General features: G+C 52.4%; 14 protein-coding genes and 1 pseudogene. All 15 read left to right on the top strand.

All coding sequences use genetic code 11. The annotated features are described in order from the left end of the window. Nucleotides 1–125 precede the first annotated feature (125 nt). Nucleotides 126–704 carry a phage baseplate assembly protein V gene (locus tag OGX99_RS23465; protein ID WP_001397643.1) on the top strand — a complete coding sequence of 193 codons (579 nt, stop codon included), beginning with the start codon at nucleotides 126–128 and terminating at the stop codon, nucleotides 702–704. Then, on the top strand, nucleotides 701–1,060 hold the full coding sequence (locus tag OGX99_RS23460; RefSeq protein ID WP_286545252.1) for a GPW/gp25 family protein: 360 nt from the start codon (nucleotides 701–703) through the stop codon (nucleotides 1,058–1,060). Before OGX99_RS23465 ends, OGX99_RS23460 begins: the two co-directional genes overlap by 4 nt. Further along, nucleotides 1,047–1,955 carry a baseplate assembly protein gene (locus OGX99_RS23455; protein WP_286545250.1) on the top strand — a complete coding sequence of 303 codons (909 nt, stop codon included), beginning with the start codon at nucleotides 1,047–1,049 and terminating at the stop codon, nucleotides 1,953–1,955. The genes OGX99_RS23460 and OGX99_RS23455 overlap by 14 nt, the downstream gene beginning before the upstream one ends. Further along, complete coding sequence (locus OGX99_RS23450; RefSeq protein ID WP_019077479.1) at nucleotides 1,948–2,553, top strand: phage tail protein I; 606 nt, start codon at nucleotides 1,948–1,950, stop codon at nucleotides 2,551–2,553. The genes OGX99_RS23455 and OGX99_RS23450 overlap by 8 nt, the downstream gene beginning before the upstream one ends. Beyond that, a pseudogene (locus tag OGX99_RS23445) lies at nucleotides 2,550–3,641 on the top strand (phage tail protein); the annotation flags it as partial. The gene OGX99_RS23450 and the pseudogene OGX99_RS23445, both read left to right, overlap by 4 nt. 701 nt (nucleotides 3,642–4,342) lie before the next feature. Continuing rightward, nucleotides 4,343–4,624 (top strand): hypothetical protein, encoded by a 282-nt coding sequence (locus OGX99_RS23440; protein ID WP_286545248.1) that lies wholly within the window; start codon nucleotides 4,343–4,345, stop codon nucleotides 4,622–4,624. Further along, on the top strand, nucleotides 4,617–4,868 hold the full coding sequence (locus tag OGX99_RS23435) for a tail fiber assembly protein (RefSeq protein WP_151225055.1): 252 nt from the start codon (nucleotides 4,617–4,619) through the stop codon (nucleotides 4,866–4,868). The genes OGX99_RS23440 and OGX99_RS23435 overlap by 8 nt, the downstream gene beginning before the upstream one ends. Nucleotides 4,869–5,067: 199 nt before the next feature. Continuing rightward, entirely contained in the window at nucleotides 5,068–6,111 is a 1,044-nt protein-coding gene (locus OGX99_RS23430) for an acyltransferase (protein WP_286545245.1), read from the top strand. A 259-nt stretch (nucleotides 6,112–6,370) separates the two neighbouring features. Then, a complete protein-coding gene (locus OGX99_RS23425) occupies nucleotides 6,371–7,543 on the top strand; it encodes a phage tail sheath protein (RefSeq protein WP_046669936.1) in 1,173 nt (390 codons plus the stop codon). Nucleotides 7,544–7,552: 9 nt separating this feature from the next. Beyond that, a complete protein-coding gene (locus OGX99_RS23420) occupies nucleotides 7,553–8,068 on the top strand; it encodes a phage major tail tube protein (protein ID WP_016150797.1) in 516 nt (171 codons plus the stop codon). A 54-nt stretch (nucleotides 8,069–8,122) separates the two neighbouring features. Further along, nucleotides 8,123–8,425, top strand: a complete 303-nt coding sequence (locus OGX99_RS23415; RefSeq protein ID WP_058842452.1) for a phage tail assembly protein — start codon at nucleotides 8,123–8,125, stop codon at nucleotides 8,423–8,425. Nucleotides 8,426–8,439: 14 nt separating this feature from the next. Continuing rightward, nucleotides 8,440–8,559 (top strand): GpE family phage tail protein, encoded by a 120-nt coding sequence (locus OGX99_RS23410; protein WP_001397628.1) that lies wholly within the window; start codon nucleotides 8,440–8,442, stop codon nucleotides 8,557–8,559. Then, the gene (locus OGX99_RS23405) at nucleotides 8,552–11,617 is read left to right on the top strand and encodes a phage tail tape measure protein (protein ID WP_286545242.1); all 3,066 of its coding nucleotides are present in this window, start codon (nucleotides 8,552–8,554) and stop codon (nucleotides 11,615–11,617) included. Before OGX99_RS23410 ends, OGX99_RS23405 begins: the two co-directional genes overlap by 8 nt. Beyond that, nucleotides 11,614–12,099: a phage tail protein gene (locus OGX99_RS23400; protein WP_191227532.1), complete on the top strand. Its 486-nt coding sequence runs from the start codon at nucleotides 11,614–11,616 to the stop codon at nucleotides 12,097–12,099. The genes OGX99_RS23405 and OGX99_RS23400 overlap by 4 nt, the downstream gene beginning before the upstream one ends. Beyond that, entirely contained in the window at nucleotides 12,096–13,196 is a 1,101-nt protein-coding gene (locus OGX99_RS23395) for a phage late control D family protein (protein WP_286545234.1), read from the top strand. Before OGX99_RS23400 ends, OGX99_RS23395 begins: the two co-directional genes overlap by 4 nt. Nucleotides 13,197–13,200 lie beyond the last annotated feature (4 nt).

Raw genomic sequence — 13,200 nt, 5'->3', positions numbered from 1 at the left:
ATAACTCAAGTTGTTAGTGCTTTTAAATTTAATAAAATAACAAATAGTATTGATGCTTCATTGTAAGAGACTCCATACAAAGACGATAGGTTTTTTGATTTGTTTTGTTGATGCACTCTCACGGAATGAATGCACAACTGACCGAAATCATGCGCCTTATCACCAACCTGATCCGCACCGGCACCGTGACCGAAGTGGACCGGGACGGCTGGCTGTGCCGGGTGAAAACGGGCGAGCTTGAAACCAACTGGATTAGCTGGCTGACATATCGGGCTGGAAAGTCTCGCACCTGGTGGTGTCCGTCACCAGGGGAGCAGGTGGTGCTGTTCAGCCTGGGCGGAAATATGGAAACGGCTTTTGCGCTTCCCGCTATTTACTCCAATGAGTTCCCGCCGCCGTCAGATTCTGAAAGCGCTGACGTGACCGAATATGAAGATGGTGGCTGGTTTGAATATGAACCCGCCACCGGACGATGGTATGTCAGGGGCATCAAATCTATGGTGATCGAGGCAGCAGACAGCGTCACCTACAAAACCCGTGAGTTTGTGGTGGAAGCTGACAGAACGCGTATTAACAGTGACATGGTTATCAATGGCAGCGTCACCCAGGGCGGCGGCGCAATGAGTTCTAACGGGATCGTGGTTGATGACCATGAGCATACTGGTGTTCTGAAAGGCGGCGACAACACGGGAGGTCCGGTATGACGTTGTATATCGGTATGAGCAGGAATGACGGGCAGGCCATTGCAGATACAGAACATCTGCGCCAGTCGGTGCGGGATATTCTGCTGACTCCGCAGGGTAGCCGTCTTGCCCGTCGGGAATATGGCTCCCTGCTGTCTGCCCTGATTGACCAGCCGCAGAACCCGGCGCTGCGCCTGCAGATTATGTCTTCGGTCTATGTGGCGCTGAACCGCTGGGAGCCGCGCCTTACGCTGGACTCCATCACCATCCACGGCAGTTTTGACGGCTCTATGGTGGTTGAACTTACCGGACACGGCAATAACGGCGCACCGGTTTCACTTTCCGTATCAACAGGAGCAGACAATGGCAGTCATTGACCTTTCCCGACTACCGCCACCGCAGATTGTGGATGTGCCGGACTTTGAGGCATTGCTGGCAGAACGCAAGGCCGCCTTTGTGGCCCTCCATCCGGCTGATGCACAGGAGGCCGTTATGCGCACGTTAGCGCTGGAGTCCGAACCCGTCACCAAACTGCTGCAGGAAAATACTTACCGAGAAATCCTGCTGCGCCAGCGTATTAATGAGGCTGCGCAGGCGGTCATGGTGGCCTATTCCATGGGAAATGACCTTGAACAACTGGCAGGTAACTGCAACGTGAAGCGCCTGACGGTAGTCCCTGCCGATAATGACGCGGTGCCGCCAGTCGCCGCAGTGATGGAAAGTGATGAAGCATTACGCCAGCGCATTCCTGCAGCATTTGAGGGGCTGTCCGTTGCAGGGCCGACGGGAGCCTATGAGTTCCACGCCAGAAGTGCCGACGGGCGCGTGGCGGATGCCAGCGCAACCAGTCCTGCACCGGCTGAGGTGGTGCTTACAGTACTGAGCAGCGAGGGTGATGGTACGGCAGGGGCTGACCTGCTGGCAGTGGTTGAGCAGGCGCTTAACAGTGAAAAGGTTCGCCCGGTGGCAGACCGCCTGACGGTGCGCAGCGCTGAAATTATTCCGTACAGCGTGGACGCGACGATCTTCCTGTATCCGGGGCCGGAGGCTGAGCCGGTGATGGCAGAAGCAAAAGCCAGTCTGCAGAAATACATCGCCAGTCAGACGCGGCTGGGACGTGATATCCGTCGCAGCGCCATTTATGCCGCGTTGCATGTGGAGGGCGTCCAGCGTGTGGAGCTGACGTCCCCGCTGGGTGATGTGGTGCTGGATAAGACGCAGGCGGCATCCTGTACAGAGTGGAGCGTCGCCAACGGGGGCACAGATGAATAGCCTGTTGCCGCCGGGTTCGTCGCCGCTTGAGCGCCGACTGGCGCAGACCTGCAGCGGGATTTCCGATCTGCAGGTATCACTGCGGGATTTGTGGAACCCGGCAACCTGCCCGATCAGATTCCTGCCTTATCTGGCATGGGCGTTTTCTGTTGACCGCTGGGATGAGGGCTGGACAGAAAGCGTCAAGCGCCGCGTTGTGCAGGACGCGTTTTATATCCATCAGCACAAGGGAACAACCAGCGCCGTGCGGCGTGTGGTGGAGCCGTTTGGCTTCCTGATCCGCATCATTGAGTGGTGGCAGACCGGCGAAACACCGGGGACGTTCCGTCTGGATATTGGCGTGCAGGACCAGGGCATAACAGAAGAAACCTATCTGGAGCTGGAGCGTCTGATCGGTGATGCCAAACCGTGCAGCCGTCATCTGGTTGGCATGTCCATCAACCTGCAGACAGGCGGCCCGTATTTTGTGGGTGCAGCCACTTATACCGGCGAAGAAATCACGATCTACCCGTATATCAACGAAACCATTATTTCCGGCGGCACCGCTTATGAGGGCGGCGCGGTCCATGTTATTGACACGATGAGAGTGAACCCATGAGCGCAAAATTTTATACCCTGCTGACGGATATCGGCGCGGCGAAACTGGCAAGCGCCGCCGCGCTCGGTGTCCCGTTGAAAGTTACCCATATGGCGGTGGGCAGTGGTGGCGGTGTGCTGCCCACACCCAACGCGCAACAGACCGCGTTAGTGGCTGAGGAACGCCGCGCAGCGCTGAATATGCTGTATATCGACCCACAGAACAGCAGCCAGATTATTGCTGAGCAGGTGATCCCGGAAAATGAGGGTGGGTGGTGGATCCGTGAAGTCGGCCTGTTTGATGAAACAGGTGCGCTGATTGCTGTGGGAAACTGCCCGGAGAGCTACAAGCCGAAGCTGGCGGAGGGCAGCGGACGCACGCAGACCGTGCGAATGGTACTGATTACCAGCAGCACCGATAACATCACCCTGAAAATTGACCCCGCTGTGGTTCTGGCAACCCGCAAATATGTGGATGACAAGGTGCTGGAACTTAAGGTGTATGTGGATGACCTGATGGCAAAGCATCTTGCTGCTGTTGATCCTCATTCGCAGTATGCACCAAAAGACAGTCCGACTCTGACAGGCATGCCTAAAACGCCAACGCCACCGGCAGGAAACAACAGCACCCTGATTGCCAGTACAGCCTTTGTACAGGCCGCTATTCTTGCCCTGATAGGTGGCGCACCGGCAACGCTGGATACGCTGAAAGAAATTGCGGCAGCTATCAATAATGACCCGAATTTCAGTACCACCATTAACAATGCGCTGGCACTGAAAGCACCACTGGCAAGCCCGGCCCTGACCGGAACGCCAACGGCTCCGACTGCGGCGCAGACTGTGAACAATACGCAGATTGCCACTACAGCATTTGTGAAGGCAGCTATTGCCGGGCTGGTTGGTTCATCGCCGGAGGCGCTGGACACACTGAATGAACTGGCAGCTGCGCTGGGGAATGATCCTAACTTTGCGACAACAGTGATGAACGCGCTGGCGGGGAAACAGCCCCTCGATGCTACGCTGACGAATCTCAGCGGGAAAAATATTTCAGCGCTTCTCGAATATCTTGGATTAGGTGATGCTCCGCAAGCCATCATTCATACGGGGAAAATTATTTCGGATTTAAATAATCCACCGAAAAATAGTACGGGATTCGCATACCATAATGCGCAGAACTCTCCAGGGTTCAACGCCACCGTATTAACGGTAGACAGTATAGAAAGATCGTATGACATTCAGATAGCGATTGGCTATAACCCGCTTAAGTTTGCGTTTCGTGCATATAGCGGTGACGCTAACGTATGGCTTAAATGGGTAGTCTTGGGTGATGCCGCTTCGAAAAACACGGGTACTACTGCCGGTACTGTGGCTTCTGGCGACGACTCAAGGATAATTGGAGCACTTCAGAAAACTGAAATGGTTGGAGCTGTGTATCAATCTGGTGGTGAACCTGCAGGGGCAGTAATTGAGCGTGGATCTAATTCAAATGGTGAGTATACAAAATTTGCTGATGGAACATTAAAATGCTGGTTCACACAACCTACAGCCGTCACAACTGATACACCAAGTGGCGGCGCAACGAGTCTTTATTTTTCAAGTGCAGAGAAATTCACTTTTCCGGCAACATTTGTAGGGGGGAAACCAACAGTTGCCCCATCTGCATATCTTTCTACCCCTCATATTGCCGGATCTGCATCCTCTTGGCCATCCATTCGTGATTGTTCAATGACGGGTGTTTCAATTGCCCTGATTAGCAATACGCAAAGTGCAGCGGCGTATCTGGGTTATATAGCTATAGGAAGGTGGTTCTGATGAAAGTAATTTTTACGCCTCAACGTTCTGATTGCATCATGAGTGTTTCAGTAAAGGAGGATGTATTAACAATTGAGGTTGATGGCATTATTGACTCATTCGACTTCAGTATGCTGAATGATGGTGATATTGCGGTTGACTTTGTTTCAGTGTTAAATCCAAACCCTGTTTTGAGCGCAAGGAAAGAATTAGGCGAGTTAATCGTTGATATGATCAGTTTCTACGGTAAAAATGCACAAGAGAGCGAAATTCTAGTTCGGGAGGTTATGTTGAATGGGTAGCTTTACAGTCATAACGGTAAAAGAGGCAGCTATTACAGCTACTAAACTAAAAAGACATCTTTTGATTCATGATGCTAATGAATTTATCACTCAAAAACAATGGCCCAGGGACGCTGCTATGGGGCGCATCAATGATTCAGAAAAACAACAGTACAATACATGGCTTGATTATCTTGGGGCGTTAGAGTCTTTAGATGTATCCACTTTAACAGCTCTTGTATGGCCTATTCCCCCGCAGGTATAACTGCGAATAAACTACTTTCTTGTTGAGTAGGTAATGGCTAATGAGATTACTTGTTAAGTAATGAATGTTTATAAATATTTGATTGTTGCGCAGTTAACTCACCATGGAAGGTTGGTTAACAATATCTTAATAATGGTAATTGTGTTTTCTATAAAGCATGCCTATAATGGCGTTTTTGTCATTGTAGGCAAGAGTTTATATGGATTATAACTACGGACAACGCGTCATATACATTGACTTATTAAAGATTTTAGCAGTATTTTTAGTTATTGTTAATCATACTAATAGTTCAGTTTTTGTGTCTTTACAACCATCGATAACATGGTTTAGTTCATTGGTATATTTTTTCGTTTCAAAAGTCGCAGTTCCTGTTTTTATTATGGCTACAGGTGTGCTGATGTTGGGAAACGTTAGTTCATATTCAAAATCTTATTTAAGAATAAAAAGAATTTTGGTGGTTTTTATCATCTTTTCTCTTTTTTATTATTTTTACAAGAATGAGGTTCCTGATACTTTGATGGGTTTTCTTAAAATTATCAAAGATCTAATTCAGGCTCCTGCAACGAATGCATTATGGTATTTATATCTCTATTTAGCCTTGTTGTTAGTAATGCCTTATTTACAAAGGCTATCCAGTACGTTCAATAAAGTAGATATGGCAATATTCATTGCTCTATGTCTTCTTCTTCCGTCATCTATTGATATAATTAAAAATATAACAGGCATATCATTTTTTAATGCTTTTGACTTAACTTTATTTTGTTACCCTGTAGGTTATTTATTTTCTGGCTACTATATTGATAAATATATTAAGTGTGATCGCCGTGGAGCATCTTTGAGTGTGCTTATATTTTTGGTGGCCGTTATTTTTTCAGTTTTAATAACTTATTTTAAGTACGGCGAAAACCCACAAAATCCAGACTTGTATCTTTATTGGAGTAATATATATCTGCCAAATATAGTTATCGAGACATTATGTGTTTTTTATTTTGTTAAATATGTGTCGCGGTTTGAAATGATTAATAATCATGCTTCGTTGCTATCTACAGTTTCTGTGTGTACATTTGGCATATATTTGCTTTCAGATTTTTGTATATATGTTACGTTGCCATTTTATAATGATTTGATGAAATTGAATCATCCATTTTTATCAAATTTATTATGGCAAATTTTTATTTTTATCACATGTTTTATACTTGTTTATATATTAAGGAAAAACAAAGTGATAATGTCTTATTTATAAATATTATAATTCTGTTTTAAGCGTTTTTGGCTTGTTGATTGAAAGAATACTGAATAAGGGCAAGGTAAGCTGCATCTTTTATCTGGACTGAAAAACGAAGACGGCATGTTGCTTTAATTTTTGATGTGAGTATCTCGACGTTATACCGCAAATATCCTGCGACATTGTGTGATTAACAGGACAACGCCGCGCAGCTGTCTGCGTGACGTAATCAATACAACATAGGGCGAAGCCTATTCCAATCAGGAGGTTCGCCGCTATGGCTCAGGATTACCACCACGGGGTGCGCGTTGTTGAAGTCAACGAGGGCACCCGATCTATCACCACGGTGAGCACCGCTATCGTGGGCATGGTCTGCACCGGCGATGATGCTGATGCGTCCGTGTTTCCTCTCAATAAGCCGGTTCTACTGACGGATGTGCTGGAGGCCAGCGGTAAAGCAGGTGAGTCCGGCACGCTGGCCCGTTCGCTGGATGCGATTGCCGACCAGTCAAAACCCGTGACGGTTGTTGTGCGCGTGGCGCAGGGCGAAACCGAAGCGGAAACCACCTCCAATATTATCGGTGGCGTCACGTCCGACGGTAAAAAAACGGGGATGAAAGCGCTGCTTTCTGCGCAGTCGCAGCTGAAAGTTAAGCCGCGCATTCTCGGTGTGCCGGGGCATGACACACAGGCGGTAGCTACTGAGCTGATGAGTATTGCTCAGAGCCTGCGCGGGTTTGCCTACTTGTCTGCCTATGGCTGCAAGACGCTGGAGGAAGCCATTGCTTACCGGGACAATTTCAGCCAGCGAGAAGGCATGCTGATCTGGCCTGATTTCATCAACTTTGACACCGTGCTGAAAGCCGATGCGACGGCTTACGCCTCCGCACGTGCGCTCGGTCTGCGCGCCAAAATCGACGAACAGACCGGATGGCACAAAACCCTGTCCAACGTGGGTGTGAATGGAGTCACCGGTATTTCCGCTGATGTGTTCTGGGATCTGCAGGACCCGGCAACGGATGCGGGACTGCTGAACCAGAACGACGTCACCACGCTGATCTGTAAAGACGGGTTCCGCTTCTGGGGTTCTCGCTGCCTCAGTGACGATCCTTTGTTTGCGTTTGAGAACTACACCCGCACGGCGCAGGTGCTGGCTGACACGATTGCAGAGGGGCATATGTGGGCGGTGGATAAGCCACTGAATCCGTCACTGGCCCGCGACATTATCGAAGGTATCCGCGCCAAATTACGCAGCCTGGTGAATCAGGGATACCTCATCGGGGCGGACTGCTGGCTGGATGAGTCAGTGAACGATAAAGACTCCCTGAAAGCCGGGAAACTCACCATCGACTACGACTACACGCCTGTGCCGCCGCTTGAAAATCTGATGCTGCGCCAGCGCATCACCGATCGCTACCTGGTCGATTTTGCCAGCCGTGTCAGTGCATAAGGGGGATACATGGCATTACCACGCAAGTTAAAACACCTGAACCTGTTCAACGACGGGAACAACTGGCAGGGGATCGTTGAGTCCCTGACCCTGCCGAAATTCACCCGCAAGTTTGAGAAGTATCGCGGCGGCGGTATGCCGGGCGCGGTGGATGTGGATATGGGGCTGGATGACGGCGCACTGGACACGGAATTTTCAATCGGCGGCACTGAACTGTTGTTATTCAAGCAGATGGGCAAGGCAACCGTTGACGGCATCCAGCTGCGTTTCACTGGCTCTATTCAGCGTGACGATACCGGCGAAGTGCAGGCCATTGAGCTGGTTGTGCGCGGGCGTCATAAAGAAGTGGATTCCGGCGAGTGGAAAACCGGCGAGAGCAGCACCACCAAAGTCAGCAGCACCAACAGCTACGCGAAGCTGACCATTAACGGCGAAGTGCTCTATGAGGTTGATCTGGTCAACATGATTGAAATCGTTGACGGCGTGGACCTGATGGAAGCACACCGTAACGCCCTTGGCCTCTGATTTAACTTAACGGCGCGGTGATCCGCGCCAGTATCTGATTAACAGGAAACGAACATGAGCGACAAGCAGACTGAAAAAACCGTACAACTGGATACGCCAGTTATGCGCGGTAAAACCCAAATCACCGAAATTGTGCTGCGTAAGCCGCAGTCCGGTGCGCTGCGCGGCACCCGCCTGCAGGCCATTATGGATATGGACGTGGGGGCCATGATGACAGTGATCCCGCGTATTTCCACCCCGACGCTGACCGCACAGGAAATGGCTGAACTGGACCCCGCCGATCTCACCGCGCTGTCGGTCGAGGTGGTGACTTTTTTGTTGAAGAAGTCGGTGCTTGCCGGTTTACCGACAGCCTGACGATTGATGACCTGGTGGCGGATATCGCCACCATCTTTCACTGGTCGCCGTCCATCACTGACGTTATGCCGCTGACTGAGGTGCTGGAGTGGCGGCACAAAGCGATTCAGAGAAGCGGGGCCAGCGATGAGTGACAATAACCTGCGTCTGCAGGTGATCCTGAATGCGGTTGACAAACTCACCCGCCCATTTCGATCCGCGCAGGCCAGCTCAAGGGAGCTGGCTGCTGCTGTCAAAAAATCCCGCGATGCAATAAAGCAGCTTGATCAGGCCGGGAGCAGTCTGGACAGCTTCCGAAAGCTACAGGCAGAAAATCAGAAACTGGGCGACCGGCTGAACTATGCCCGCCAGCGTGCAAATTTACTCAGTCATGAGCTGGGTGCGATGGGGCCGCCTTCCCAACGGCAGGTTGTTGCTCTGGGCCGTCAACAGCTGGCTGTTCAGCGTCTGGAAGAACGCCAGAAAAAGCTGCAGCAGCAGACTGCGCTGGTGCGCGCAGAGCTTTATCGTGCCGGTATTTCAGCCAGTGATGGTGCCAGCGCAACGGCCCGCATTACCCGTGAAACAATGCGTTATAACAGGCAGCTTTCTGAACAGGAAGCAAGGTTACGACGTGTCGGGGAGCAACAGCGAAAAATGCACGCCGCCCGTGCGGCATACTCCAGGAGTCTTGAGGTAAGGGATCGCATTGCAGGAGCCGGGGCCACCACCACGGCAGCGGGGCTGGCAATGGGCGCGCCGGTTATGGCTGCAGTTAAGAGCTATGCCAGTATGGAAGATGCCATGAAAGGCGTGGCAAAGCAGGTAAACGGGCTTCGTGACGATAACGGCAACCGTACAAAACAGTTTTATGACATGCAGGATGCCATTAAGGCTGCCAGTGAGCAGCTGCCGATGGAGAATGGTGCTATAGACTATGCCGCGCTGGTTGAAGGCGGCGCGCGCATGGGCGTGACCAGCCAGGACGATCCTTACGAAGACCAGAAACGTGACCTGCTGGCCTTTGCATCCACGGCAGCAAAAGCTGCAACGGCCTTTGAGCTGCCCGCCGATGAGCTGGCGGAAGGGCTGGGGAAAATCGCGCAGCTCTATAAAGTTCCGACGCGCAATATTGAACAACTGGGCGATGCGCTGAACTACCTGGACGATAACGCCATGTCAAAGGGCGGGGACATTATCAACGTCCTGCAGCGTATGGGGGGCGTGGCTGACCGCCTTGACTTCCGAAAGGCCGCAGCGCTGGGTTCAACATTCCTTTCTTTGGGGGCTGCCCCGGAAATCGCCGCCAGCGCCTCTAATGCCATGGTGCGTGAACTGTCTATTGCCACCATGCAAAGTAAACGCTTCTTTGAAGGTATGGACCTGCTGAAACTCAATCCGGCGGAGATTGAAAAGCAGATGACCACCGATGCCATGGGCACCATCCAGCGGGTTCTGGAGAAGGTCAACAATCTGCCGCAGGATAAACGCCTGTCAGCCATGACAATGATTTTTGGCAAAGAGTTTGGTGATGATGCGGCAAAGCTGGCTAACAACCTGCCGGAGCTGCAGCGCCAGCTGAAACTCACATCAGGCAGTGGTGCTAATGGTTCCATGCAGAAAGAATCCGACATTAACAAGGATTCATTGTCTGCGCAGTGGTTGCTGGTTAAGACTGGCGCGCAGAACGCTTTCAGCAGTCTGGGGGAAACGTTGCGTCAGCCGCTGATGGATATTATGGGCATGGTTAAGGGCGTGACCGGGGCGCTGCGTAGCTGGGTGGAGCAGAACCCCGTGCTGGCTGGCACGCTGATGAAAGTGGCGGCGGCTACGGCGGCTGTCACTGTCGGGCTGGGTACACTTGCCGTGGCAGTGGCTGCTGTGCTGGGGCCGATTGCGGTGATTCGGTTTGGCCTGTCTGTGCTGGGTGTAAAAACATTACCTTCCGTTGCTGCAGCGGTAACACGTACTGGCGGTGCCCTGTCATGGCTGGCAGGTGCGCCACTTTCCCTGTTGCGTCGGGGTATGGCGTCATCCGGTGGCAGTGTCGGGTTGCTGAGTGCCCCGCTTAATTCCCTGCGTCGCTCAGCCGGAATCGCGGGTAATGCACTGAAAACGGTGGCAGGTGCTCCGCTTGCCGTGTTCCGTGTCGGTATGTCAGGTATCCGTAATGTTATCGGTATGGTGATGAACCCGCTGGCGGCGTTGCGGGGTGGGCTGACAGCTGTCGGTGGCGGATTGCGTTTTCTTGTTTCTGGTCCGCTGGCATTACTTCGCGGCGCGCTGTTTGGTCTTTCCGGTATGCTGGGTACGCTGCTCAGTCCGATAGGGCTGGTTGTGGCTGCGCTGGCTGGTGTGGCGCTGGTTGTGTGGAAATACTGGCAGCCCATCAGTGCATTTCTGGGGGGCGTGGTGGAAGGGTTCAAAGCCGCTGCAGCGCCCATCAGCGCCGCCTTTGAGCCGCTCAGGCCCATGTTCCAGTGGATTGGTGACAGGGTGCAGGCCTTGTGGGGCTGGTTCAGTGATTTGCTGACCCCGGTTAAATCCACTTCCGAAGAACTGAACAGCGCAGCTGCAATGGGGCGCCGGTTTGGTGAGGCGCTGGCGGAAGGTCTGACTATGGTGATGTATCCGCTGGAGTCTCTTAAATCCGGTGTGTCATGGCTACTGGAAAAGCTCGGTATTGTCAGTAAGGAGGCGGCAAAGGCGAAATTGCCTGCACAGGTCACGCAGCAGCAATCCGCCACGGTGAACAGTGACGGCAAAGTGGTGCTGCCGCCAGGCGGGTTCCCGGCTTACGCGGGGATGTACGACACGGGCGGGATCATTCCACGCGGGCAGTTTGGCATTGTTGGAGAAAATGGCCCTGAAATTGTGAACGGACCGGCAAATGTCACCAGCAGGCAGCGTACTGCTGCGCTTGCCTCTGTCGTTGCTGGCGTGATGGGGGTAGCTGCGACACCTGCAGAAGCGGCTCCGCTTCATCCGTTCAGTCTGCCTGCGAGGGCATACCAGACGCAGCCTGTTAAGGTGGACAGCCCGCCGTCAGTTATTCGCTATGAGATAAATGCGCCCATTCATATTGTCGCGCAGCCGGGACAGAGTGCGCAGGATATTGCCCGTGAAGTGGCTCGGCAGCTTGACGAGCGGGAACGCAGGGCCAGGGCAAAAGCGCGCAGCAATTTCAGCGATCAGGGGGGGTATGAATCATGATGATGGTGCTGGGTTTATATGTATTTATGCTGCGCACCGTCCCTTATCAGGAACTGCAGTATCAGCGCAGCTGGCGACATGCCGCCAACAGCCGGGTGAACCGCCGTCCGTCAACGCAGTTTCTTGGCCCGGATAACGATTCACTGACACTGTCCGGGGTTCTGTTGCCGGAAGTGACCGGAGGCAGGCTGTCATTGCTGGCGCTGGAGTTGATGGCAGAGCAGGGTAAAGCCTGGCCTTTGATTGAAGGCAGCGGAACCATTTACGGCATGTTTGTTATTGAGAGTCTGAGCCAGACAAAGACGGAGTTTTTTGCCAGCGGTATGCCCAGGCGCATTGAGTTTACGATCACCCTCAAACGGGTTGATGAATCGCTGTCTGACATGTTCGGGAGTCTGAGTGACCAGCTCAGCAACCTGCAGGACTCTGCTACCTCTGCGATTGGGGGGATTAAAAACACGGTTGGAGGATTGCTGCAGTGAACGTTAATTCTGATCTCCTGAATCTGAATAGCAAAAGCCCGGCATTCAGTATCGTCATTGAAGGTAAGGACGTGACGACCGTGCTGGATACCCGCCTGATGAGTCTGACGCTGACGGATAACCGGGGCTTTGAAGCGGACCAGCTTGATCTGGAGCTGGACGACGCCGACGGGCTGATCGTCCTGCCGCGACGCGGGGCCGTGATTCAGCTGGCGCTGGGCTGGAAAGGCCAGCCGCTTTTCCCTAAAGGGGCTTTTACTGTGGATGAAATTGAACACAGCGGTGCCCCTGACCGGCTGACCATCCGGGCGCGTAGTGCAGATTTCCGTGAAACCCTCAATACACGGCGCGAAAAATCATGGCATCAGACAACGGTGGGGGAGGTGGTAAAGGAAATCGCCGCACGGCATAACCTCAAAGTGGCGCTGGGTAAAGACCTGACGGATAAGGCACTGGATCATCTGGACCAGACTAATGAAAGCGATGCAAGTTTTCTGATGAAACTGGCGAGACAGTATGGGGCGATTGCTTCCGTTAAAGACGGGAATCTGCTGTTTATCCGGCATGGACAGGGAAGAACGGCAAGCGGCAAGCCGCTGCCGGTTATCACCATCACGCGCAAAGCCGGTGACGGTCATCGGTTCACCCTTGCTGATCGTGGTGCCTATACCGGTGTTATTGCCAGCTGGTTGCATACGCGTGACCCCAGGAAAAAAGAGACAACCAGTGTTAAGCGCCGTCGAAAGAAAACCACCGCACCCAAAGCGCCGGAAGCAAAACAGGGAGATTATCTGGTGGGAACGGATGAAAACGTGCTGGTTCTTAATCGTACCTACGCCAACCGGAGCAATGCAGAGCGCGCAGCAAAAATGCAGTGGGAACGCCTGCAGCGTGGGGTTGCTTCATTTTCCCTGCAGCTCGCTGAGGGGCGGGCTGACCTCTATACGGAAATGCCGGTGAAGGTGACGGGGTTTAAGCAGCCGATCGATGATGCAGAATGGACCATTACCACCCTGACGCATTCTGTCAGCCCGGATAATGGATTTACGACCAGCATGGAGCTTGAAGTGAAAATAGATGAGTTCGACATTGAATGATTAG

Origin of the sequence: Citrobacter sp. Cu096 (assembly GCF_030332285.1) — a bacterium.
GTDB classification, from domain to species: domain Bacteria; phylum Pseudomonadota; class Gammaproteobacteria; order Enterobacterales; family Enterobacteriaceae; genus Citrobacter; species Citrobacter meridianamericanus.
Note: the sequence above shows the minus strand (reverse complement) of the source record. Positions and strands in the feature narration are given on the sequence as shown.